Annotated in this window: 23 protein-coding genes and 1 pseudogene; 8 read left to right on the forward strand and 16 right to left on the reverse strand. The window is 65.6% G+C overall.

Annotated features, from left to right (window positions below; genetic code table 11):
• Positions 1–77: 77 nt before the first annotated feature.
• Entirely contained in the window at positions 78–491 is a 414-nt protein-coding gene (locus MFF62_RS15745; protein ID WP_238264060.1) for a rhodanese-like domain-containing protein, read from the reverse strand.
• 144 nt (positions 492–635) lie between these two features.
• Between MFF62_RS15745 and gpmA the strand changes: the two genes are divergently transcribed.
• The 3 genes from gpmA to MFF62_RS15760 all read left to right on the forward strand — a co-directional run bounded on the left by gpmA (position 636) and on the right by MFF62_RS15760 (position 4,043).
• On the forward strand, positions 636–1,382 hold the full coding sequence (gene gpmA / locus MFF62_RS15750) for a 2,3-diphosphoglycerate-dependent phosphoglycerate mutase (protein ID WP_238264061.1): 747 nt from the start codon (positions 636–638) through the stop codon (positions 1,380–1,382).
• Between the two features lie 202 nt (positions 1,383–1,584).
• Positions 1,585–3,192: a S41 family peptidase gene (locus MFF62_RS15755; protein ID WP_238264062.1), complete on the forward strand. Its 1,608-nt coding sequence runs from the start codon at positions 1,585–1,587 to the stop codon at positions 3,190–3,192.
• A 98-nt stretch (positions 3,193–3,290) separates the two neighbouring features.
• Positions 3,291–4,043: a HesA/MoeB/ThiF family protein gene (locus tag MFF62_RS15760; protein WP_238264063.1), complete on the forward strand. Its 753-nt coding sequence runs from the start codon at positions 3,291–3,293 to the stop codon at positions 4,041–4,043.
• 268 nt (positions 4,044–4,311) lie between these two features.
• Here the strand turns inward: MFF62_RS15760 and bfr are convergent, their stop codons facing one another.
• The 7 genes from bfr to gshA form a co-directional block, all read right to left on the reverse strand.
• Positions 4,312–4,791, reverse strand: coding sequence for a bacterioferritin (bfr, locus tag MFF62_RS15765; RefSeq protein WP_238264064.1), 480 nt, complete (start codon positions 4,789–4,791; stop codon positions 4,312–4,314).
• 164 nt (positions 4,792–4,955) lie between these two features.
• On the reverse strand, positions 4,956–5,351 hold the full coding sequence (locus MFF62_RS15770; protein WP_238264065.1) for a (2Fe-2S)-binding protein: 396 nt from the start codon (positions 5,349–5,351) through the stop codon (positions 4,956–4,958).
• 138 nt (positions 5,352–5,489) lie between these two features.
• On the reverse strand, positions 5,490–7,247 hold the full coding sequence (ptsP, locus tag MFF62_RS15775) for a phosphoenolpyruvate--protein phosphotransferase (RefSeq protein WP_238264066.1): 1,758 nt from the start codon (positions 7,245–7,247) through the stop codon (positions 5,490–5,492).
• 49 nt (positions 7,248–7,296) lie between these two features.
• Positions 7,297–7,566 carry an HPr family phosphocarrier protein gene (locus MFF62_RS15780; RefSeq protein WP_238264067.1) on the reverse strand — a complete coding sequence of 90 codons (270 nt, stop codon included), beginning with the start codon at positions 7,564–7,566 and terminating at the stop codon, positions 7,297–7,299.
• Entirely contained in the window at positions 7,535–7,990 is a 456-nt protein-coding gene (locus tag MFF62_RS15785; protein WP_238264068.1) for a PTS sugar transporter subunit IIA, read from the reverse strand. Before MFF62_RS15785 ends, MFF62_RS15780 begins: the two co-directional genes overlap by 32 nt.
• Positions 7,991–8,123: 133 nt before the next feature.
• Positions 8,124–9,077 carry a glutathione synthase gene (gene gshB, locus MFF62_RS15790; RefSeq protein WP_238264069.1) on the reverse strand — a complete coding sequence of 318 codons (954 nt, stop codon included), beginning with the start codon at positions 9,075–9,077 and terminating at the stop codon, positions 8,124–8,126.
• 90 nt (positions 9,078–9,167) lie between these two features.
• Positions 9,168–10,463, reverse strand: coding sequence for a glutamate--cysteine ligase (gene gshA / locus MFF62_RS15795; protein WP_238264070.1), 1,296 nt, complete (start codon positions 10,461–10,463; stop codon positions 9,168–9,170).
• An 84-nt stretch (positions 10,464–10,547) separates the two neighbouring features.
• Between gshA and MFF62_RS15800 the strand changes: the two genes are divergently transcribed.
• Positions 10,548–10,691 carry a hypothetical protein gene (locus MFF62_RS15800; RefSeq protein WP_238264071.1) on the forward strand — a complete coding sequence of 48 codons (144 nt, stop codon included), beginning with the start codon at positions 10,548–10,550 and terminating at the stop codon, positions 10,689–10,691.
• 187 nt (positions 10,692–10,878) lie between these two features.
• Here the strand turns inward: MFF62_RS15800 and MFF62_RS15805 are convergent, their stop codons facing one another.
• From MFF62_RS15805 to MFF62_RS15830, 6 genes are all read right to left on the reverse strand, one after another.
• On the reverse strand, positions 10,879–11,058 hold the full coding sequence (locus MFF62_RS15805) for a hypothetical protein (RefSeq protein WP_238264072.1): 180 nt from the start codon (positions 11,056–11,058) through the stop codon (positions 10,879–10,881).
• A 71-nt stretch (positions 11,059–11,129) separates the two neighbouring features.
• The gene (locus tag MFF62_RS15810; RefSeq protein WP_238264073.1) at positions 11,130–11,636 is read right to left on the reverse strand and encodes an amino acid kinase family protein; all 507 of its coding nucleotides are present in this window, start codon (positions 11,634–11,636) and stop codon (positions 11,130–11,132) included.
• Positions 11,551–12,690 carry a YlbE family protein gene (locus tag MFF62_RS15815; RefSeq protein ID WP_238264074.1) on the reverse strand — a complete coding sequence of 380 codons (1,140 nt, stop codon included), beginning with the start codon at positions 12,688–12,690 and terminating at the stop codon, positions 11,551–11,553. Before MFF62_RS15815 ends, MFF62_RS15810 begins: the two co-directional genes overlap by 86 nt.
• A 122-nt stretch (positions 12,691–12,812) precedes the next feature.
• On the reverse strand, positions 12,813–14,348 hold the full coding sequence (locus MFF62_RS15820) for an ammonium transporter (RefSeq protein WP_238264075.1): 1,536 nt from the start codon (positions 14,346–14,348) through the stop codon (positions 12,813–12,815).
• Positions 14,349–14,379: 31 nt separating this feature from the next.
• Positions 14,380–14,718, reverse strand: coding sequence for a P-II family nitrogen regulator (locus MFF62_RS15825; RefSeq protein WP_124682595.1), 339 nt, complete (start codon positions 14,716–14,718; stop codon positions 14,380–14,382).
• Positions 14,719–14,783: 65 nt separating this feature from the next.
• On the reverse strand, positions 14,784–15,587 hold the full coding sequence (locus MFF62_RS15830) for a TorF family putative porin (RefSeq protein ID WP_238264076.1): 804 nt from the start codon (positions 15,585–15,587) through the stop codon (positions 14,784–14,786).
• Positions 15,588–16,100: 513 nt separating this feature from the next.
• Between MFF62_RS15830 and MFF62_RS15835 the strand changes: the two genes are divergently transcribed.
• A complete protein-coding gene (locus MFF62_RS15835) occupies positions 16,101–16,364 on the forward strand; it encodes an accessory factor UbiK family protein (RefSeq protein WP_238264077.1) in 264 nt (87 codons plus the stop codon).
• An 85-nt stretch (positions 16,365–16,449) separates the two neighbouring features.
• A pseudogene (locus MFF62_RS15840) lies at positions 16,450–17,956 on the forward strand (YifB family Mg chelatase-like AAA ATPase).
• Between the two features lie 376 nt (positions 17,957–18,332).
• On the opposite strand, the gene MFF62_RS15845 reads toward MFF62_RS15840, so the two are convergent.
• Together MFF62_RS15845 and MFF62_RS15850 are read right to left on the reverse strand one after the other, a co-directional pair.
• Positions 18,333–18,980, reverse strand: a complete 648-nt coding sequence (locus MFF62_RS15845) for a LysE family transporter (RefSeq protein ID WP_238264078.1) — start codon at positions 18,978–18,980, stop codon at positions 18,333–18,335.
• A 28-nt stretch (positions 18,981–19,008) separates the two neighbouring features.
• Positions 19,009–19,605 (reverse strand): hypothetical protein, encoded by a 597-nt coding sequence (locus MFF62_RS15850; RefSeq protein WP_238264079.1) that lies wholly within the window; start codon positions 19,603–19,605, stop codon positions 19,009–19,011.
• A 167-nt stretch (positions 19,606–19,772) separates the two neighbouring features.
• Between MFF62_RS15850 and MFF62_RS15855 the strand changes: the two genes are divergently transcribed.
• Together MFF62_RS15855 and MFF62_RS15860 are read left to right on the forward strand one after the other, a co-directional pair.
• The gene (locus MFF62_RS15855) at positions 19,773–20,246 is read left to right on the forward strand and encodes a thioredoxin fold domain-containing protein (RefSeq protein ID WP_404990762.1); all 474 of its coding nucleotides are present in this window, start codon (positions 19,773–19,775) and stop codon (positions 20,244–20,246) included.
• Between the two features lie 137 nt (positions 20,247–20,383).
• Positions 20,384–20,920, forward strand: a complete 537-nt coding sequence (locus MFF62_RS15860; RefSeq protein ID WP_238264080.1) for a TlpA disulfide reductase family protein — start codon at positions 20,384–20,386, stop codon at positions 20,918–20,920.
• Positions 20,921–20,989 lie beyond the last annotated feature (69 nt).

The following is a 20,989-nucleotide window of genomic DNA, read 5'->3' on the forward strand; positions in this document are numbered from 1 at the left end:
CTCCTTGTCTGAAATAACAACGGCGCGGACCGCCCAGGGCAGTACCGCGCCGCGTGCTGCGTAATGAATGGGGCTATTTACTTGATGACCGGCAGGCCGGCCTGCTGCCAGGCGGTCATGCCGCCTTCCAGCGCGTAGACCTCACTGTAACCGGCTTCCTTCAGCGCTGCTTGAGCCTTGCCCGAGCGCTGGCCGTTCTGGCACACCACGATGATGGGGATCGCCTTGTCCTTTGCAAGGCCGGCCGCGCGGGTGCCGATGTCGGCAAGTGGCGCGCTCTTGGCCTGGGGCAGGTGGCCCTTGGCAAATTCGGTGGCGTCGCGGATATCCACCACCACGGCGTTGCGCTTGTTGATGAGCTGCGTGGCGGCAGCCGTATTGACGCGCTTGCCGCCCGTACCGGCCTTGATTTGCGGCCAGGCCAGCAGGCCGCCCGAGACCACGGCGATCGCGATCAGGGCCAGGTTGTTGTAATCGGCGAAGAAATTCACGTTGGCATTTCCGTTGGGTTGGGTCGGCGGCATTATAAAATACGCGGTTTCGCGCCACCGCCGTTTATTTCGGGCGGGGCCCGCCACGCCCGGGCGTGACGCGGGCGCCGCGCGCCGCAGGTTACCTACTACCCTGGAAGCAGCATGTACAAGCTCGTTCTCATCCGCCACGGCGAATCCACGTGGAATCTCGAAAACCGCTTCACCGGCTGGGTCGACGTCGACCTGACCGACACGGGCGTCAAGCAGGCCCGCCAGGGCGGCCAGTTGCTGAAAGAGGCCGGATTCACGTTCGATGTGGCGTACACGTCGGTACTCAAGCGCGCCATCCGTACCCTGTGGCACGTGCAGGACGAAATGGACCTGATGTGGATTCCCGTCCGCAACGAGTGGCGCCTCAACGAGCGCCACTACGGCGCGCTGTCGGGCCTGAACAAGGCGGAAACGGCCAAGAAGTACGGCGACGACCAGGTGCTGGTGTGGCGCCGCAGCTACGACACCCCGCCGCCGGCGCTGGAGCCGACCGACGAGCGTGCCTCGTTCGACGACCCGCGCTACGTCAATGTGCCGCGCGAGCAGGTGCCGCTGACCGAATGCCTGAAGGACACGGTGGCCCGCGTGATGCCGCTGTGGAACGAATCCATTGCTCCCGACATCAAATCCGGCAAGCGTGTGGTGATCGCCGCCCATGGCAACAGCATCCGCGCGCTCGTGAAGTATCTGGACCAGATCTCGGATGACGACATCGTCGGCCTCAACATTCCCAACGGCACCCCGCTCGTCTACGAGCTGGACGCCGACCTGCGCCCCCTGCGCCACTACTACCTGGGCGACCAGGCGGCCATCGCCGCATCGCTGGCCGCCGTGGCCAACCAGGGCAAGGCCCGCTGACAGCCGGTGCGCCGGCGTGCCGGCCGGCCCGGCATCCGGGTAGGCGCGGCCCGCCTTGTGTGGCCGCCCCCACCCTGGCGCGGCGGCCCGCAGGTCTTTTTCTGCGCACCCTCTTATACTGTCGGTCAATCCGGGCCGGAGACGGCTTATCCCGGCCCGGAATTTTCCTTTCGCATCATCCACAAAAGTTCAGGCTGCCCTCATGCGTAAGACGCTCAAGAACATTAGCCTCGTCTCAGTCGGCGTCGTTGCCGGCGTGTTGGCCACGCTGCAAATCTCGGCCACCGCACAGAACAGCTCGGGACCGCTCCCGCTCGACCAGCTGCGGCTGATGTCCGACATCTTCGGGCAAATCAAACGCGAGTATGTGGAGCCCGTGGACGACAAGAAGCTGCTGACCGAAGCCATCAAGGGCATGGTCGCCAGCCTGGACCCCCACTCGGCCTACCTGGACGAGAAGGACTTCAAGGAACTGCAGGAAGGCACCCGCGGCCGCTTTGCGGGCCTGGGTATCGAAATCTCGCAGGAAGAAGGCCTGGTCAAGGTCATTAACCCGATCGAGGACACGCCCGCCTTCCGCGCCGGCATCCAGCCGGGCGACCTGATCACCCGTATCGACGACAAGCCCGTGCGCGGACTGCCGCTGGAGCAGGCGGTCAAGCGCATGCGCGGCGAACCGGGCACCAAGGTCACGCTGACCATCTACCGCAAGAGCGAGGAACGCACGTTCCCGGTCTCGATCACGCGCGCCGAGATCCGCGTGCAGTCGGTCAAGACCAAGATGCTGGACAACAACACCATCGGCTGGGTGCGCCTGACCAGCTTCCAGGAACGCACCGTTGCCGACCTGGGCCGCCGTCTCAAGGAGATGGCTGAGAAGAATCCGAACCTGAAGGGCATCATCCTCGACCTGCGCAACAACGGCGGCGGCGTGCTGCAAGGCGCCGTGGGCGTGGCAGCGGCCTTCCTGCCGGACGATGTGGCCGTGGTGTCGACCAATGGCCAGGTGCCCGATGCCAAGCGCGTCTACAAGGCCACGTTTAACAACTACCGCCTGTCGTCGCTCGAGGACGATCCGCTCAAGGACCTGCCGCCGCAGTTCAAGAAGCTGCCGATGATCGTGCTGACCAACGCCTACTCGGCATCGGCGTCGGAAATCGTGGCTGGCGCGCTGCAGGACCACAAGCGCGCGCTGATCATGGGCAAGACCACGTTCGGCAAGGGCTCGGTGCAGACCGTGCGTCCGCTGACCAACGACACCGGCATCAAGCTGACCATCGCTTACTACTACACGCCGTCGGGCAAGTCGATCCAGGCCAAGGGCATCCGCCCGGACATCCCGGTCGACCAGAACCCGGAAGGCGATCCGGACGACGCGCTGATCACGCGTGAAATCGACACCGAGCGCCACCTGCATAACAAGCAGGAGTCGGAAGAGCCGGAAATGAACGAGCGCGAGCAGCGCCGCGTGGACGAACTGCGCCGACTGGAGGAAGAAAACTCCAAGAAGACGCCGGAAGAACGCGAGAAGGACCGCAAGAAGAAGCCGGTGGAATTCGGTTCGGCCGAGGACTTCATGCTGCAGCAGGCCATCGCCCAGCTCGACGGCAAGCCGGTACAGCGTTCGAAGTCGCGCCTGGAAGCCACCGGCACGGCTGGTAAGCCCGACACGAAGGACGATAAGTCGGGCAAGTCGCCGGCGGCCAAGCCTGCCGCCAAGCCGGCACCGGCCAAGTCCGGCCCGGCCAGCCAGCCGCCCGCCAGCGCACCGATCGGCCAGCCGCTGGGTACGCCGACCGGCCAGAAGTAACGGCTCAGCGCTGCGCGCCTGTGCGTGCAGCGCTTTTTCACCCGATGCCACGGCCCGCGGAATGCCACCGACGGGCCGTTTTTATTTGCCGCCGCACCATGAACGACGATCAGCTCTTACGCTATTCGCGCCATATCCTGCTGGATGAACTGGGCATAGAGGGCCAGGAACGGCTGCTTGCCGGCCACGCGCTGGTCATTGGCGCGGGCGGGCTGGGCGCGGCCGCGCTGCCCTACCTGGCGTCGGCCGGCGTGGGGCGCATCACCATCGTCGACGACGACGACGTGGACCTGACCAACCTGCAGCGGCAGATCCTGCACACCACGGCCAACGTGGGACGGCCCAAGGTGGAGTCGGCCCGAGAGGGCCTGCTGCGCATCAATCCGGACATCGATATCCGGCTGGTGCCTCGGCGCGTGGGCGTCCCCGAACTCGAGGCGCTGGTGGCCGATGCCGACGTGGTGCTCGACTGCTGTGACAATTTCGCCACACGTCAGGCCGTGAACCGGGCCTGCCTGTCGCATCGCAAGCCGCTGGTGTCCGGCGCCGCCCTCCGCTTCGACGGCCAGGTGAGCGTGTTCGACCTCCGCAACCCCGACGCGCCCTGCTACGGCTGCCTGTTCCCGCCGTCGGAGCCCGCCCCCGAGGCGGCCTGCGCCACGATGGGCGTGTTCGCGCCACTGGTCGGCATGGTGGGCACCGTACAGGCGGCGGAGGCGCTGAAGCTGCTGACCGGCGTGGGCGAAACCCTGGCCGGCCGGCTACTGATGGTCAATGCGATGACGATGGAATGGACCACGATGCGGCTGGCGCGCACGCCGGGCTGCGAGGTCTGCGGAAAGGATCACTGAAGCGCGGCGCCTTGCCCCGGGTATCGGGGTATTGGCGTATCAGGCGACCTTGCGGTGGAGCCCCCTCCCCGCAAGGTCGCTTTTTTGTTGCCGCGCCACGCGCTGTGGCGTGTGGCGATGTGACTGGATGGAGTCAAGAATCCGAATGAGAAAGGTTACCGACAACTTTCGCATCCGGCGTGGCGCCATCCCGCGCCACGCACCGGACCTTGCCGCGCCTGCCACCGTGATGCGGGTCAGGCTGCGGCGGGGTCCATGACCGGCGCGCTTACTGCTCGCCCGGCTCCATCTGGGACTGCAGGTAGTTCTGCAGGCCGACCTTGTCGATCAGGTCCAGCTGCGTCTCCAGGTATTCGATGTGCTCCTCGGTGTCCGTGAGGATATCGACCAGGATCTCGCGGCTGACGTAGTCGCCAACGGATTCGCAGTAGGTGATGCCTTCCTTGACCGTCGCGTGGGCGGTTTGCTCCAGCTTCAGGTCGCACTTGAGCATTTCGGGCGTGTCTTCGCCGAGCAGCAGCTTGTGCAGGTCCTGCAGGTTGGGCAGCCCGTCGAGCATCAGGATGCGGTCGATCAGGCGATCGGCATGCTTCATTTCGCCGATCGATTCCTTGTACTCGACATCACCGAGCTTCTTCAGGCCCCAGTGGCGGTACATGCGTGCGTGGAGGAAATACTGGTTGATCGCGGTCAGCTCGTTCTTGAGCTGGGCGTTCAGATGCTGGATGACCTTCTTGTCACCTTTCATTGGGGGGCTCCGGTTACCGATGAGAAAACGAACGGACCCGGCCAGCGACGCAAAGGCGACGACACGAAAACAGACGTCAGTGGAAAACGACAAAACGCGCCGCGGACAAATCCGTGGGCGCGCTTTTCAATCCACGCGTTGTTCGGTGAAAACGCTTTTCTGTATCAGGCAACCAGCGCGGTACGCTGGTCGTTCGCGACTGCCGGGTCACGAGCGTCCATTATGGCATGTGACGCAGCCGACGAACAGGCTGAAATTTCGACGACCTGGATGGTCGAGATGGTGGAGGCCTTGATGGTCTGCACGGCGGCAACGCCTTCGCACAGCACCTGCTTTGCGCAATCGCGGCAGCGGCCACAGCAGGTACCCACGCCTAGCGTTTCGGCTAGCTCGTCCATCGTGGTCACGCCAAGATGAGCGGCACCATGAATTTCATGGTCGGTAACCTGATTGCAGATGCACACGTACACAACTGTCCTCCTGGGGGCGGCGTCGGCACCGGCATGCCGAACGCGATGAGAAGCAGAATAACAGAGATCAAAAATGATAACAATTCCCATTAATAGTTATGGGAAGCCGTATACACACCTCGACGAAATACCATGCTGAAAGGATCCGACGCGCCACTTCGCTTGCGCAAAAGTGACGCATAGACCGCCAACATTCCAGACAAAGACCCTTGCGACTTAAGGGTTGTGCTATGCGGAAAGCAGCTTGAAGGCGGCCGCCTGTTCCTCGGGCTCGTAGCAGGTCAGGATCTGGTCCACCGCCTTGCAGAGCCGCTCGCAATCGGCGTGGATGACTTCCTGTTTCACGCGCAGCAGCTGCGCCGGGTGCATCGAGAATTCGCGCAGGCCCATGCCCAGCAGCAGGCGGGTCATCGCCGGGTCTCCGGCCATTTCGCCACAGACCGCAACCGGCACGCCGGCATGGTTGGCATCGCGGATCGTGCGCGCGATCAGTTGCAGGACGGCCGGGTGCAGCGGGTCGTACAGGTGCGCCACGGCGTTGTCGGCACGGTCGATTGCCAGCGTGTACTGGATCAGGTCGTTGGTGCCGATGGACAGGAAGTCCATGCGCTTGAGGAACAGCGGTAGCAGCAGAACGGCCGCCGGAATCTCGATCATCGCCCCGATCTTGATGCCCGGGTCGTAGGGCTGGCCGCGTTCGTCGAGTTGGCGCTTGGCCTGTGAGATCAGGTCCAGCGTCTGGTCGATCTCGCTGGCGTGCGCCAGCATCGGGATCAGCAGCCGCACCGGCCCGAAGGCGGACGCGCGCAGCAGCGCGCGCAACTGCGTCAGGAACATCGCCGGCTCGGACAGCGACCAGCGGATGGCGCGCAGGCCCAGCGCCGGGTTCAGCGCGGTCTCGAAGTCGTCGCCCAGGCCGTCCAGCGGCTTGTCGGCGCCCACGTCAATGGTGCGGATCGTCACGGGCAGCCCGTGCATCGCCTCCACGGCATTGCGGTACGCCTGGAACTGTTCCTCCTCGTCGGGCATTTCCTCGCGACGGTTCATGAACAGAAATTCCGAGCGGAACAGGCCCACCCCGACCGCACCGGCCGACAACGCGGCGCCGGCATCCTCGGCCAGCTCGATATTGGCCAGCAACTCGATCTCTAGCCCGTCCAGCGTCACGGCCGGCATGTGGCGCAACCGCTGCAGGCGCTTTTTCTCCAGCGCCCGCTCGCTCTGCCGGTGACGGTATTCCTCGAGAATGATGGCCGACGGGTCGACGATCACCAGCCCGGCATCGCCGTCGATGATGATCCAGTCGTCCTGGCGAATCAGCTCGCTGGCGCTCTTGACGCCCACGGCGGCGGGAATGTCCAGACTGCGCGCCACGATGGCCGTGTGCGACGTGCGGCCGCCCAGGTCGGTCACGAAACCGTGGAAGACCGTGTGCTTGAACTGCAGCATGTCGGCCGGGCCGATGTCGTGGGCTACCACGATCACGCCAGGCGCCGCCTCGCCATCGGGTGCCAGCGGGGGCACCGGTGCCGGTGCCAGTACCGGGGCGCCGGCCAGCACCTTCAGGATGCGCTCCACCACCTGCTGGATGTCGGCCTTGCGCTCGCGCAGGTACTCGTCCTCGATCTCGTCGAACTGGCGCATCAGTTCCTCGAGCCGCGTGGTCAGTGCCCACTCCGCGTTATAGCGGCGCTGGAGAATCAGTGCCTCGGGCTCGCGCGACAACGCCTCGTCGTCGAGGATCATCGCGTGCACATCGAGAAACGCGCCCATTTCCTCGGGCGCGTCGCGCGGCAGGTCGCGCTTCAGGGTGACCAGCTCGGCCCGCACGGCCGCGCGCGCCGAGCGCAATCGCTCCACCTCGGCGTCCAACCGGTCTTCGTCGACCAGGTAGTGCGACACATCCAGCGCCGCCGGCGCAAGAATATGGGCCCGCCCGATGGCGACCCCACGAGAAACCGGAATGCCGTGCAAGGCAAAGGGCATGACCCGCTCCGTCAGGAACGTTAAGGAATTCTGGGTGTGGCGCCGGGGCTCACTCGCCCTCGCCGAACCGGTTCGCGATCAGCGCCAGCAGCGCATCCATCGCTTCCTGCTCGTCGGGGCCTTCTGTCTCGATGGTGATCGTCGAGCCGATACCGGCGGCCAGCATCATCACGCCCATGATGCTTTTGGCATCGACCTGGCGCCCGTTTCGGGACATCTTGACCTGGCTGTTGAAACTGCCCGCCAACTGGGTGAGCTTGGCGGATGCGCGGGCATGGAGCCCGAGCTTATTGATTATGGTGGTGTCCCTCTGCAGCATATTTGTCGGGATGGTTTGCGGTTTGGTTCTGGACTGCGGTCGTGCCCACCTGCAGCACGCCCTGGGCGCCACCGGCCAATGCCTTGGTGGCCAGTTGGTCTAGTTTTTCGGCGCGATAGCAGATCGCGCGCACGAGCATTGGCAAATTCACGCCGGCAAGCACCTTGACCCGGCCCGATTCGGCCAGCTTGGCGGCGATATTGGCAGGCGTGGCGCCAAAGATATCGGTCAGCACCAGGGCGCCGTTCTCTTCGCAGACCGTTGCCAGCTTGCGCTGCGCCTCGGCCAGCACGGCGGCGGGATCGGCGTCGGCGACGACATCGATGGCCTCCAGCCGGGGTGGCTGCCCACAATAGACGTGGGCGGCGCAATCGCGCAGCGCCGAAGCCAGCGGTGCGTGCGCGATGATCAGAATTCCTGCCATGATGGTGAATCCGTTGGATTGCCTGGAATTGTAGCAGGCAGCCTTACGGCTTCTTTCTGCGATTCCGCCCGGTGGCCAGATTATGGTGCCTTCGCATCAACCCTGGCGCCCGATTTTTGCCCCTCTGCCCTGCTCAGCGCCGGTCGCTTGCCACGGCTTCCTCCAGCGCGTCGATGAACATCGCGCCGACATTGAAACCGGTTTGCTGCGTGATCTCCTGGAAACACGTCGGGCTCGTCACATTCACCTCGGTCAGGTAGTCGCCGATCACATCCAGGCCCACCAGCAGCAGGCCCTGCTTCCACAGTCCCGGCGCCAGCGTCTCGGCGATTTCACGATCACGCGCGCTCAGTTCCTGCGCCCGGCCAATGCCACCGGCCGCCAGGTTGCCGCGGATCTCGCTGCCTTGCGGAATGCGCGCCAGCGAGTACGGCACCGGCTTGCCGCCGATCAGCAGGATGCGCTTGTCGCCTTCCTTGATCGCCGGGATGTAGCGCTGGACCATCAGCGAGCGGGCGCCGTTGTCGCCCAGTGTCTCGACGATGGCCCCGAGGTTCATGGCATCCGGGCCCACCCGGAAAATGCCCATGCCGCCCATGCCATCGAGCGGCTTGACGATGACGTCCTTGTGCTCGGCGTGGAACGCGCGGATGCGGCCCGCGTCGCGCGTGACCAGCGTCGGCGTGACGAACTGCGGAAATTGGGCAATCGCCAACTTTTCAGAATGGTCGCGGATAGCCTGCGGCTTGTTGAACACGCGGGCGCCCTGCTTTTCGGCCAGCTCCAGCAACCACGTGCTGGTCACGTATTCCATGTCGAACGGCGGATCCTTGCGCATCAGCACCGCATCGAACTTGCCCAGCGGCAGCACCGCCGCCTCGCCTAGGCGGAACCAGTCGTGCGCGTCATCGCGCAGTTCCAGCGACCGCGCCACCGCCTCGACCACGCCGGCCGACAGCGACACTTGCGATTGCAGGCAGAAGAACAGCTCGTGCCCGCGCGCCGCCGCCTCGGCCATCATGGCGTAGGTGGAATCCTTGTACGTCTTGAAGGTTTCCAGCGGGTCGGTGATGAAGAGAATGCGCATGATGGGTCGTCGCGTTGGCATCAAGGGAAAAACATCCGACCCTGCCGGGCCGGACTTGGGGCGTAGACGGCAGGCTACCGCCGCGCTGGATCAGAGAATCGGATTCGGGTCGGTCTTCTCGAGTTCCACGGACGCCGCCAGCAGCGCCAGGCGGGCCACCACGCCATACATATAGAAGCGGTTGGGCACCGCCGCGCCGGGCTTGGCGTGGCTGTCCGGAATGCCGTTCGGGGCAAACGCCAGCGGCACGAAGTGCATGCCGGGCGCGTTCAGGTTCTCGTCGTTGCCGCGACCCGTGTGCACGCGGTAGAAGCCGCCCACCACGTAGCGATCGATCATGTAGACCACGGGTTCCGCCACCGCCTCGTTGACCTTCTCGAACGTGTGAACGCCTTCCTGGATGATGACGTCGGAGACCTCCAGGCCTTCCTTCACCACGCTCATCTTATTGCGTTCCTTGCGGTTCAGCCCCTTGACCTCGGACGGATCGCGCACGGTCATGATGCCCATGCCGTAGGTGCCGGCATCGGCCTTCACCACCACGTAAGGCGTTTCCTTGATGCCGTACTCGCGGTACTTCTTGGCGATCTTCTTGAGCACGCCTTCCACGGAATCGGCCAGTTCTTCCTCGCCGATACGCTCATGGAAGTTCACGCCCGATTGCTTCGCGAAATACGGATTCACCATCCACGGATCGATATCGATCAGCTTGGCAAACTTCTTGGCCACCTCGTCATAGGCGGCAAAGTGGCTGCTCTTTCGGCGCGTGGACCAGCCAGCGTGCAGCGGCGGCAGCAGGTACTGCTCGTGGATGTTCTCCAGCACCGGCGGAATACCGGCCGAGAGGTCGTTGTTCAACAGGATCGAGCAGGGATCGAAGTCCTTCAGGCCCAGGCGGCGGCCCTTGGAGCCCAGGCGCGCCAGCGGCTCCACCACCAGCGTCTGGCCGTCGGGCAGTTCGATCGGGGTAGGTTCGGTGATTTCCTCGGACAGGGACCCCAGCCGCACGTTCAAGCCAGCCTGGCGCATGATCAGCGACAGGCGCGCCACGTTCTGCAGGTAGAACATGTTGCGCGTGTGCCGCTCGGGAATCAGCAGCAGGTTCTTGGCATCCGGGCAGATCTTCTCGATCGCGGCCATGGCGGCCTGCACGGCCAGCGGCAGCATCTCCGGCGCGAGGTTGTTGAAGCCGCCCGGAAACAGATTCGTGTCCACCGGGGCCAGCTTGAAGCCGGCATTGCGCAGGTCGACGGAACAATAGAACGGCGGGGTATGTTCCTGCCATTCCAGCCTGAACCAGCGCTCGATGGACGGGGTGGCGTCCAGGATCTTCTTTTCCAGTTCGAGCAGCGGACCGTTCAGCGCGGTGATGAGATGCGGGACCATATCCATCCTAAGGAATCAGCTTTATTGTCCGCCCCGATTGTAAGGGAACGGCTATCGGCGTGCAGGGTAGCCTTGCATAACCATATGCGCAGCCTGCAGTGGGATGGGGATATGGGGACGTTCGCCGGTTTTCAAAGCCCGGCGGCCAGGTTGGCACTCTGGGACACGGAAAGGGCCAAAAAAGAAAAAAAAAAGCGCGGCATGGCGCCGCGCTTTCAAATGGCCTGACAGATACGGGGAGCGTTCTGCAGGTGGAGGAAACTGCCTCAATGGCACTCTATGCGTGCTCCCCATTAAAGACAATTGAGACTTTTTAAGATCCGATTTAAGCACCCTGCGAATAGGACACCGGGGATTTCGTCTGCGCGCGCGCCCTGTGCCACCAGGCACCGCTGAGCACCGCCAGCGCTCCGTTTCAGCCGCTGACCCACGTGCCGGCCTTGCCCGCCAAGGCCAATCCCATGTTGGCGATATCGGTAACCACACCTTCACCGCGTGAATTATTAGCAACATACTCAAGGATGGCTTCGATCTTGGCTCCCATCGACCCCTTGCCGAAATGGCCCTCCTGCATGAACTGCTCGGCCTCCTTCATGGTCAGGTGGTCCAGCTAGCGCTGTTCGGGCTTGCCGAAGTGAATCGCCACCTTCGGCACGGCCGTCGCAATCAGTAGTCGTTGAGCGCGCAACTGCTGGGCCAACAGTGCCGACGCCAGGTCCTTGTGGCCTGGGCCAGCTGGCGCGCGGTGGCCTCGTCCATGACCGAGCCGATCGGCTTACTTGGATTCTGGAAGGCCGGGTCCTTCTCGTCGACCACCACCTGCGTGATCACCGTGGCCACGCTGGCGCCGAGCCCACGGCGGCGCAACTCGTTATAGAGGCTGCGCTGGAACATGTCGCCGATGGCGCCTTGAGTATCCGCCGTGGCGTAGTCCATCGGCACCGGCGGCACTTCCTTCAGCGCCAGTTCCGAACGCCGCAGGATGTAACCCACATGCGGCCCGTTGCCGTGCGTCAGCACGATGCGCCAGCCCTGCGCGGCCACATCCACGATATGGCGAGCCGCCTCGGCCGCCGCCCGTGCCTGGTCATGCAGGCTGGTGCCGGCACCCTCGGGCGCCAGCGCGTTGCCACCCACCGCGATCGGCCGTTGCGTTTGAGCGTCGATAGCCATGTCGGGATCCTTTACGGCTGCGCTGGCAGCTTGGCCACCAGGGCAAGAATGGCTTCGGTGAAACAGGCCAGCGGCGCATGGGTAATCCCGGCGCCAATCTGTCCCACGCCTGCGTCGCGGTGTGCAACGCCGGTGTTGATGACCGGCAGGATGCCGGTGTCGAGCACGCGCCGGGCGTCGATGCCGGCCGGGGTGCCCTTGAAGTCCAGCGCGGGCAACGTGAAGGCGCTGTTCTGCCCCAGCGTGATGTGCAACATGCGCCGGGTGTTGGCTGCGGCATCGCGCGGGTGCCGCCGACGAACTGCACGATGGCCGGCGACGCCGCCATGGCAAAGCCGCCAAGCCCCGCCGTTTCGGTAATCGCGCTGCCGCCCAGGTCGCGCGCTGCGTCTTCGGGCCCGTAGCCGGGGAAGAACAGACCGTCAATGACCGCGGCGGGAGCCGTGAACCACTGGTCGAGCCCCGACAGCCGGATGCCGAAGTCCACGCCATCGCGCGCCATCACCGTTATCAGGCTGGAATGGGGCACGCCATCGCGCGCCATCACCGTTATCAGGCTGGAATGGGGCACGCCATGCGCGGCGTCGAGCATGGCCTTGCAGGCCGCCATCGACAGATTCAGGAAGAAGTGATCGTTGCCGGCGATGAACGTCAGCGTCTCGGCCACCGCCCCGGCGTCGAGCCGCCGGGATGCCAGGCCCGCCACGGTCAGCTTGCGGAACAGCAGCAGCCCGCTGGCCGCCGCGTTGCGGTTGTGTACCTCGTCGCCCATATGCAGCGCCTGGGCCATCAGCGGCTTCAATTCGACGCCGCCCAGGTCCTCGACGATGGACGCCAGCGTCGGCCCCATCGTCCGGGCCATCCAGCGCAGCCGCTCGATCACCTCTTCATGGTTGGCGCCGAATCGCAGCACCTTGCCCAGGCCCTCGTTCATGTTGCAATAGGCCACGTTGCCGTCGGCCGTGTTCGTGACGATCCAGACCGGCATCGACGGGCTGATGATGCCGGCCATCGGCCCCACGGCAGCATGGTGGTGGCACGCGTCGAGACGCACCTCGCTGCGGCATTTCCTGCAAAAAAACCGCGCGCCAATAAAAAAGCCCCGGCACAAGGCCGGGGCGAAACTCCTGAGAGAAGATTCCCAATCAGCTCTCCAGCACAACACTGTTGTGGATATCAGGCTTCATAGGCCGTTTCGCCATGCGACGTGATATCCAGACCTTCGCGTTCTTCCTCTTCCGGCACGCGCAGGCCAATCAGCATGTCCACCAGCTTGTAGGCCACCAGGGCCACCACGCCCGACCACACCACCGTGGTCAGCACGCCTTCGAACTGGATCCACAGTTGACCGGCGATCGAGTAGTCGTCGGCCACCTTGTTGGCCACGTAGTCGTAGATGCCCACGCCGCCCAGGCTCGGAGCCGCGAACACGGCCGTCAGCAGCGCGCCGACGATACCGCCCACGCCGTGCACGCCGAACACGTCGAGCGAGTCGTCCGCACCCAGCATGCGCTTCAGGCCGCTCACACCCCACAGGCACAGCAGGCCAGCCACCAGGCCCATCACGATCGAGCCCATCGGGCCGACGAAACCAGCCGCCGGGGTAATGGCCACCAGACCGGCCACTGCACCCGAGGCACCGCCCAGCATCGACGGCTTGCCCTTGCCAATCCACTCACCGAAGGTCCACGACAGCACGGCGGCGCAGGTGGCCAACAGCGTGTTGACGAAGGCCAGCGCGGCACCACCGTTGGCTTCCAGGCCCGAACCGGCGTTGAAGCCGAACCAGCCGAACCACAGCAGCGAAGCACCCACCATCGTGAACGTCAGGCTGTGCGGGCGGATCGCCTCGCGGCCGAAGCCGATGCGCTTGCCGAACATGAACGCGCCAACCAGGCCAGCCACGGCGGCGTTGATGTGCACGACGGTGCCGCCGGCGTAGTCAAGCGCGCCCTTCTGGAACAGCCAGCCCGACTTGGCCGTGGCAGCGGTTGCGGCTGCGGCGTCGGTGTAGGCGTCCGGACCCGGCCAGAACCAGACCATGTGGGCCATCGGGATGTAGGCGAACGTGAACCAGATCACCACGAACACCAGCACGGCCGAGAACTTGGCGCGCTCGGCGAAGGCGCCGATGATCAGGCCGCAGGTGATGCAGGCAAACGCGCACTGGAACGCGAAGAACACCAGTTCCGGAATGACCACGCCCTTGCTGAAGGTAGCCGTCACCGCATCGGCGTTCAAGCCCTTCATGAACAGCCGGTCAGTGCCGCCGAAGAACGCATTGCCCTCAGTGAACGCAAAGCTGTAGCCGTAGATCGCCCACAGGATGGCCACCAGCGAGAAGATCACCAGGCACTGCATCAGTACCGACAACATGTTCTTCGAACGTACCAGGCCGCCGTAGAACAGCGCCAGCCCCGGCAACGTCATCAGAATCACGAATGCGGTGGCCACCAGCAGCCACGCGGTATCGCCCTTGTTGGGGACCGGTGCCGGTGCGGCAGCCGGTGCAGCTTCGGCGGGCGCTGCCGCGGCAGGTGCCGCAGCAGCTGCGGCCGGAGCAGCCGCGGGAGCCGTGGCCGCTGCCGGGGCCGAAGCCTCGGCGGCGGGCTTGTCCTGCGCCACGGCGTGGGTGGACAGGCCAAGACCGGCCGTGCCGATCGCCAGCGTCATCGCGCCAGCCGTCAGGAATCGCTTGAACCAGGTTTTCATTGTCTAACCTCTGTCTCTCGTAGTTCTGGGGTCACAGCGCATCGCCGCCGGTCTCGCCGGTGCGGATACGGATGACCTGCTCAACCGGCGCGATGAAGATCTTGCCGTCGCCGATCTTGCCGGTGCGGGCCGACTTTTCGATGGCTTCGATGGCGCGCTCCACCACATCGTCCGGCACCGCCACCTCGATCTTCACCTTGGGCAGGAAGTCGACGATGTATTCGGCGCCGCGATACAGCTCCGTGTGGCCCTTCTGGCGGCCAAAGCCCTTGACTTCGGTCACGGTGATGCCGGACACGCCCACGTCCGAGAGCGCTTCGCGCACCTCGTCGAGCTTGAAAGGCTTGATGACTGCAATGATGAGTTTCATTGGGGTTCTCCTTGGGGCAGCCCGATGGGTTCAGACCGCCCGGCGTGGATGTGTGCTGTTTGGAATCAGAATGTCTTGGTGATCGATGCCCAGGCTGCGGCCTTGCCCAGGTAGCGGCCACGGTTGGCGCTGGTGTAGAACGACTCCTTCGCGTTGGTGTCGACGTACGCCACCGACACCGCAAAGCCCTTGCCCAGGTCCTTGGTCAGGCCGATCTTCCAGTCCGTGTACGAGGCGTCGCTGTGGTGCGACACACCCTGGTAGCCCACGTGCGCGTTCAGCGTCAGGTCCCAGAAGTTCAGCGGCACGTTGGCGCTCAGGTCGACGTAGTAGCTGTTCTTGCTGTCGTTGATGCCGAACAGGTTCGTCACCGCGTGCGAGTACTTCAGGAACACCGGGCCCCAGCCGATGCCGGCGTAGAGTTCGGTCGTGTACGGACGCGTGGACGTGTAGCCGCCCGGGTAGTAGTACTCCAGCACGCCCACGTCGTAGTTGAATTCTTCGCCGCCTAGCGCGAACTTGTTCTTGTAGCCGCCGTAGAAGTCCATTTCCACGGGCGCGGAAACCGTGCTGTCGGAATCCTCGAGCCAGCTGATGCTCGAGTTCCAGTTGCCGATGTAGAAGCCGCTCTCGTGCGAATAGTCGAACCCACCCTGGATGGCCGGACGCAGGTTGGTCTGGCTGATACCGCGATAGCGGTAGTCAGACACCAGCGACACGTTGGCACTGAACGTGTGGGGCGAGGCCGGCTCGGCGGCGGGTGCGGCTGCAGGCGCGGCGGCGTCCGGGGCGGTCTGCGCGAACGCCACCGGGGCTGCCAGGCTGAACAGGACCGCAGCGGCGCTGGCTGCGAGGCTCGACGTCTTCATCTGGTTCTCTCCTTTTCCTTGAAATCTTCGTGGGCTCGGTTTTTGAGGGTCCTGCTTTTTGCTTTGTGGTCTTGACGCTCCTGGCTACCGGTACTGCAACAGCCGTGCCAGCTATCCCGCCCTGCGGCGGCGCACGCCGGAACCGGAGCTGCGAGAGGTGGTTGCGCCACTCGACCCAGCCGTCCGCCGGCTCCCCGTAGCCCCCTCGAAAGCGTTAAAAGATGTGACCAGCCCTTGCCGGAGCTTTCATGGCGGGCGCCGAAGCGCCATAATCCGCGTCATGAAGGGTCAAGTGCTGCGTGCTTGGCGTATGCGCGGGGAACCAGCGGGCCTTGTGGAATGCCCGAGGCGCCGCGCCCCAGACAGGTGCATGGTCGGGCCGGCGGAGTGTGCGAAGCGCCTCCGCAAGCTGCCCCAATGCGGTGCAGGCACGGTTGCCTGGCCATCGCGGGCTGTCCGAAGCGCGCAGCCTGACCCCGGACGATCCAAATTGGTCACCAAAGGAGCCTCACCATGAAACCGACCGATCTGTTCAACGACCTCCAGCAAAAGGTCAGCGAAGCGCTGCGCAACTCGCCGGCCAAGGACATCGAGAAAAACGTGCGCAGCATGATGACCCAGGGCTTTGCGCGCCTGGATCTGGTCACGCGCGAGGAATTCGACGTGCAGTCGCAGGTGCTGGCGCGCACTCGCGCCCGGCTCGAGGAGTTGGAGGCCCGCGTGGCTGCCCTGGAAGCCCGTGCCGGCGTGACCCCGCCGCCTTCCACCGGGGTATGACCCGCAGGCGCCAACCGCCTCCTCCTCACCACCAAAAAGGCCACCGTCACCCGGTGGCCTTTTTCGTTAACGCTTTCGCCACCTCATGTGCCTTGCAGTCCTGCGCAGCCGTGCGCTGAACGGCATCGACGCGCCGCCCGTGTCGGTCGAGATTCACCTTGCCAACGGCCTGCCGGCGTTCAATATCGTCGGGCTGGCCGATACCGAAGTGCGCGAGAGCCGCGAGCGCGTGCGCGCCGCGCTGCTCAACAGCGACTTCGACTTCCCGAACCGGCGCATCACGGTCAACCTGACGCCCGCCGACATGCCCAAGGAATCGGGGCGATTCGTAATGTTCGACCTGGCCATCGCGCTGGGCATCCTGGCGGCCAGCGGCCAGTTGCCCGGCGACGGGCTCGATGCGTTCGAATTTGCGGGCGAGCTGTCGCTGGCCGGCGACCTGCGGCCGGTGCGCGGCGCGCCGGCCATGGGCCTGGCGCGCGACAATCGCGCGCGGCTGGCCGACGGGCACCCGCCGCGCGCCTTCGTCGTGGCCATCGACAACGGCCCGGAAGCCGCGCTGGTGCAGGACCTGAAGGTGCACGCCGGCGCCACGCTGCACGATGTCTGCCATCACGTCGGCCTGCTGCCCGAGCAGGCGCTGCGGCGCGCGCTGCCGCCCGAGCGCGGCGCCGACGCGGCCGACGGCCCGGACCTGCGCGACGTACGCGGCCAGTTGCAGGCGCGGCACGCCATGGAGGTGGCGGCGGCTGGCCAGCATTCGGTCCTGCTGGTGGGGCCACCCGGCACCGGCAAGTCGATGCTCGCCCAGCGCTTTCCCGGCCTGTTGCCGCCGATGACCGAAGCCCAGGCGCTGGAAGCCGCCGCCGTGCTGAGCCTCACGCCCGGTGGCTTCCAGCCATCGCACTGGGGCCGGCGGCCGTTCCGCAGCCCACATCACACAGCCAGCGGGCCGGCCATGGTGGGCGGCGGCGGCAATCCGCGCCCGGGCGAGATATCGCTGGCGCACCACGGCGTACTGTTCCTGGACGAGCTCGAAGTTAGGAGTTGCCAGGCTGTCTGTCCGGTGCGACCAGAGTGCGCAGGTCGACTTTCCGGCCCGCGTCCAGTTCGTGGCGGCGATGAACCCGTGCCCGTGCGGCTACCTGGGCCATCCCACGCGCATGTGCCGCTGCACGCCGGACCAGATCCAGCGCTACCAGTCACGCATCTCCGGGCCGCTGCTCGACCGCGTGGGACCTGCAGATCGAAGTGCCCGCCCAAAGCCAGCACGAGATGCTGGACGGCCCGCCCGGCGAACCCAGCGTCGCCGGGCGCGACCGCGCGGTGGCCGCACGCGACCGCCACCTTGCGCGGCAGGGCATGCCCAACAGCGACCTGTCCGGCCGCGCCATCGACCAGCACTGCCCGCTCGACACTGCCGCCCAGGCCCTGCTGCGTGGCGCCATGGAAAACTGGGCTGGTCGGCACGCGCGTACTTCCGCGTGCTCAAGGTGGCTCTCACCATCGCCGACCTGGAGGGCGCCGCGGTGCTGACCGCCGGGCATGTGGCCGAGGCCATTCAGTATCGGCGGGTGTTACGGACGGGGTGAGAGGGATGCGTTGGCTTTAAGGCCTCAACCTTCAGCGAGATCAAGCCATGTCGGCGGTGGAAGTGGCAGCTTCACTGCCGATGAACCTCGAAAGGAGCCACCAATGAAAGACGTCCGCCCGATCCACTGAAACGCGAAGGCCCGCTGCGAAGCGGGCCTTTTCATGTCACACCGGTGGTTCCAGCGGCGGCGGCGGGGGTTCCTCGATGGGCGGCTGGTCCGCCGGGAAGCCCGGCGGGGGCGGTTCCTCCGGTGGAGGTTCGCGGTGGGCAGTCAAGCGGACGTCGCGCATCGGGGTCTCCATCTGTGCCGGGTCAATCCCCATTGAAGCAAACGCTGCCGCACAATGCCAGCCGGCATTTTGCCGCGCAAGGAATCAGTTGTGATGCCGGCGCACGAAGAACAATGCGGTACCCACGGCCATCAGCACGCCGCCGAAGAACCGGTTTTGCCAGCGCACGGCCCGCGCGTTGCGGAACAGGCCCTGCATGCGCGACGCCAGCAGCGCGTAGCCGTGCATGACGATCAGGTCCACGAAGCACATCGTGGCGGCCAGGATGGCCAGTTGCACGCCCAGCGGATGGCCCGGGTCGATGAACTGCGGCAGCACCGCCACCATGAAGATGATGCCCTTGGGGTTGGTGACATTGGTGAGCAGGCCCGTGGCAAAGCGCCGGCGCGGGCTCATCACAGCCACGCGCACCGCCCCGGCATCGGCCTGTTCCTGGGGGCCGCTGTCCACCTTGGCGCGCCATTGCTGGATGCCCAGGTAGATCAGGTACATGGCGCCGATGGTCTTGACCACCAGGAACGCTTCCTCGGACGCCAGCAGCAGCGCGCCCAGGCCGCCACCGGCCACCAGCAGGATGATGACCAGGCCGGTCTGCAGCCCGAGAATCGTCGTCGACGTCCTTTTCAGGCCATACGACAGGCCGTGGCTCATCGACAGCACCGCGCCCGAACCCGGCGACACGGCGATCACCCAGCACGCGGCGAAATAGGCCAACCACACTTCCCAACGCATCACTGCACTCCTTGATGAAAAATCGAACTCAAAACGGGTGGAAACCGGTCAGGAACTGCTCGACCTGCTCGGCCTGCCGCGAATCGCGCGCGGCGTCGCCGGCTTCCAGCACCACGGCCTGGTAGACCCGCGCACCCGAAGCCACCAGCCGAGCGGTCAGCCGGCGCGGCGCCTTGTCCTGCGGCGACACGCCCGTCACCGACACCTCCACGGCGTCGAGCGACACGGGTGGCTGGGCGGCGGACGTCACCGTGATCTGGCGAGCCTGCGGCGGTGCCTCGGGGTGGGCGCCCAGATTGGCCGTCAGCCCGGCCTGCATCGCGGCCAGCGCCTCGCGCCGCAGCGCGGCATCGTCGCTGGGCAGTGTGACCACGCCAACCGCGAACAGGGTGCCGTCGATGTTGGCGGCCTCCATGGTCATGGGCAGCTTGCGTCCCGCAATCGACACATCGCGCGCGGCGGAGGTCGGCTTGGCGGGATAGAGCGCGGCGTACTTGCCGTCGCTGGAGACAATGGTGCGCCAGTCGTAGCGCGGCGAGCAGCCCGCCAGCGCGAGCCAGAGCAAGGCCAGGAGCGGCAGCAGCAGCGACGGGAGACGGCGGGGGCGGGCGGTGGTCGGGGGCATCGGAACAGTCGGCGCAATCGTGCGCGAGCCGGTATTATCCGGGAAGCCGCCCGCCCGCGCATCTTGCTCGTGGTGCTTCGCGCCGGCCCGTATTCCCCGTGAGGTCCCCCATGGCTGTCCGCCCCCTGCCCGCCTTCGTCCGATCCGCCAGATCTGCCCGCCTGGCAATGTCCGCCTGCGCCCTGCTGGCCGGGCTCGCCAGCACCGGCGCCATGGCGGCTCCCGCCACCCCGGCGCACCTGCAGCCGGTGACCGACTTCGGCGCGCAATCGGCGGCGGCGGCCAGCAAGGGCGAACCGCTGGTGGTGCTGGTCAGCCTGCCCGACTGCACCTACTGCGAGGCCGTGCGCCGCAATTACCTGGGGCCGCAGGTGGCGGCCGGGGAAATCGCCGCACGCGAAATCGACATGACGGCCGATACGCCGGTCCGTGACGTGGACGGCACGATGACCACCGCCAAGCGCTGGGCTCAGGCCCACAATATTTCCGTGGCGCCGACCGTGCTGTTCCTGGACCGGCATGGCCGCAACCTGGCCAAGCCGCTGCGCGGCATGCAGCCCGATTTCTACGGCGCCTACCTGGAACAGGCCATCGACGAGGCCCGCGCCAAGGTTGCCGCGCGCACCGGCACGCCGCAGTAACCCCGCAGTAACCAGTTACGTGGCTTTGCGGCGAATTGCCGCAGGTCAGGGGCCGTCGGCGGGCAGCGCCGCAGGCCCGGCCGCGCGGCAGTAGAATAGCCGCTGTCCGAAACGCTGCCTCGGTACCGTTACCCCACATGTCAAACACTGCCATCCCCACCACCTCCCCGCGCAAGCGCTGGCCCCTCGCCGTTGCGGTCGTGATCGTCGCGCTGCTCGGATTCTTCGGCTACCGCGCGCTGACGCCGGGCAACAGCGTCCCCGACGCCACGTTCACGCTGCTGTCGGGCCAGAAGGTCAGCACGGCCGATCTCAAGGGCAAGGTGTACCTGGTCAATTTCTGGGCAACGAGCTGCGTCACCTGCGTCAAGGAAATGCCGCAGATGATCGACACCTACAAGCAGTTCAAGGACAAGGGGCTCGATTTCGTGGCCGTGGCCATGAACTACGACCCGCCGATGTACGTGGCCAACTACGCCAAGACGCGCGAACTGCCGTTCAAGGTGGCCATGGACTCGGACGGCACGGCGGCCAAGGCGTTTGGTGACGTGCAGCTCACCCCCACCACGTTCGTCGTCGACAAGAACGGCAAGATCCTCAAGCGCTATGTCGGCGAACCCGAGTGGGATGCGCTGCACAAGCTGCTGGACGGTGCGCTGGCCAGCGCGGCCTGAGCGTTCCCCGATCCCCACGAAAAGGTGCCCTTGCGGCACCTTTTTTGTTGTCCGGGCGCCAACGCGGCT

Origin of the sequence: Cupriavidus pauculus (assembly GCF_022179805.1) — a bacterium.
GTDB lineage: Bacteria > Pseudomonadota > Gammaproteobacteria > Burkholderiales > Burkholderiaceae > Cupriavidus > Cupriavidus pauculus_E.

What these genes read in the sequence shown, in the direction of transcription:
- MFF62_RS15760 (WP_238264063.1), top strand. Translation starts at nt 3,291, where the DNA reads ATGAACGACGATCAGCTCTTACGCTATTCGCGCCATATCCTGCTGGAT.
- MFF62_RS15800 (WP_238264071.1), top strand. Translation starts at nt 10,548, where the DNA reads ATGCGCAGCCTGCAGTGGGATGGGGATATGGGGACGTTCGCCGGTTTT.
- MFF62_RS15825 (WP_124682595.1), bottom strand. Translation starts at nt 14,718, where the DNA reads ATGAAACTCATCATTGCAGTCATCAAGCCTTTCAAGCTCGACGAGGTG.
- MFF62_RS15835 (WP_238264077.1), top strand. Translation starts at nt 16,101, where the DNA reads ATGAAACCGACCGATCTGTTCAACGACCTCCAGCAAAAGGTCAGCGAA.
- gshB (WP_238264069.1), bottom strand. Translation starts at nt 9,077, where the DNA reads ATGCGCATTCTCTTCATCACCGACCCGCTGGAAACCTTCAAGACGTAC.
- MFF62_RS15805 (WP_238264072.1), bottom strand. Translation starts at nt 11,058, where the DNA reads ATGAAGGAGGCCGAGCAGTTCATGCAGGAGGGCCATTTCGGCAAGGGG.
- MFF62_RS15830 (WP_238264076.1), bottom strand. Translation starts at nt 15,587, where the DNA reads ATGAAGACGTCGAGCCTCGCAGCCAGCGCCGCTGCGGTCCTGTTCAGC.
- MFF62_RS15850 (WP_238264079.1), bottom strand. Translation starts at nt 19,605, where the DNA reads ATGCCCCCGACCACCGCCCGCCCCCGCCGTCTCCCGTCGCTGCTGCTG.
- MFF62_RS15860 (WP_238264080.1), top strand. Translation starts at nt 20,384, where the DNA reads ATGTCAAACACTGCCATCCCCACCACCTCCCCGCGCAAGCGCTGGCCC.
- MFF62_RS15785 (WP_238264068.1), bottom strand. Translation starts at nt 7,990, where the DNA reads ATGGCAGGAATTCTGATCATCGCGCACGCACCGCTGGCTTCGGCGCTG.
- gshA (WP_238264070.1), bottom strand. Translation starts at nt 10,463, where the DNA reads ATGGTCCCGCATCTCATCACCGCGCTGAACGGTCCGCTGCTCGAACTG.
- gpmA (WP_238264061.1), top strand. Translation starts at nt 636, where the DNA reads ATGTACAAGCTCGTTCTCATCCGCCACGGCGAATCCACGTGGAATCTC.
- MFF62_RS15755 (WP_238264062.1), top strand. Translation starts at nt 1,585, where the DNA reads ATGCGTAAGACGCTCAAGAACATTAGCCTCGTCTCAGTCGGCGTCGTT.
- ptsP (WP_238264066.1), bottom strand. Translation starts at nt 7,247, where the DNA reads ATGCCCTTTGCCTTGCACGGCATTCCGGTTTCTCGTGGGGTCGCCATC.
- MFF62_RS15820 (WP_238264075.1), bottom strand. Translation starts at nt 14,348, where the DNA reads ATGAAAACCTGGTTCAAGCGATTCCTGACGGCTGGCGCGATGACGCTG.
- MFF62_RS15845 (WP_238264078.1), bottom strand. Translation starts at nt 18,980, where the DNA reads ATGCGTTGGGAAGTGTGGTTGGCCTATTTCGCCGCGTGCTGGGTGATC.
- MFF62_RS15810 (WP_238264073.1), bottom strand. Translation starts at nt 11,636, where the DNA reads ATGGCTATCGACGCTCAAACGCAACGGCCGATCGCGGTGGGTGGCAAC.
- MFF62_RS15780 (WP_238264067.1), bottom strand. Translation starts at nt 7,566, where the DNA reads ATGCTGCAGAGGGACACCACCATAATCAATAAGCTCGGGCTCCATGCC.
- MFF62_RS15855 (WP_404990762.1), top strand. Translation starts at nt 19,773, where the DNA reads ATGTCCGCCTGCGCCCTGCTGGCCGGGCTCGCCAGCACCGGCGCCATG.
- bfr (WP_238264064.1), bottom strand. Translation starts at nt 4,791, where the DNA reads ATGAAAGGTGACAAGAAGGTCATCCAGCATCTGAACGCCCAGCTCAAG.
- MFF62_RS15770 (WP_238264065.1), bottom strand. Translation starts at nt 5,351, where the DNA reads ATGGGAATTGTTATCATTTTTGATCTCTGTTATTCTGCTTCTCATCGC.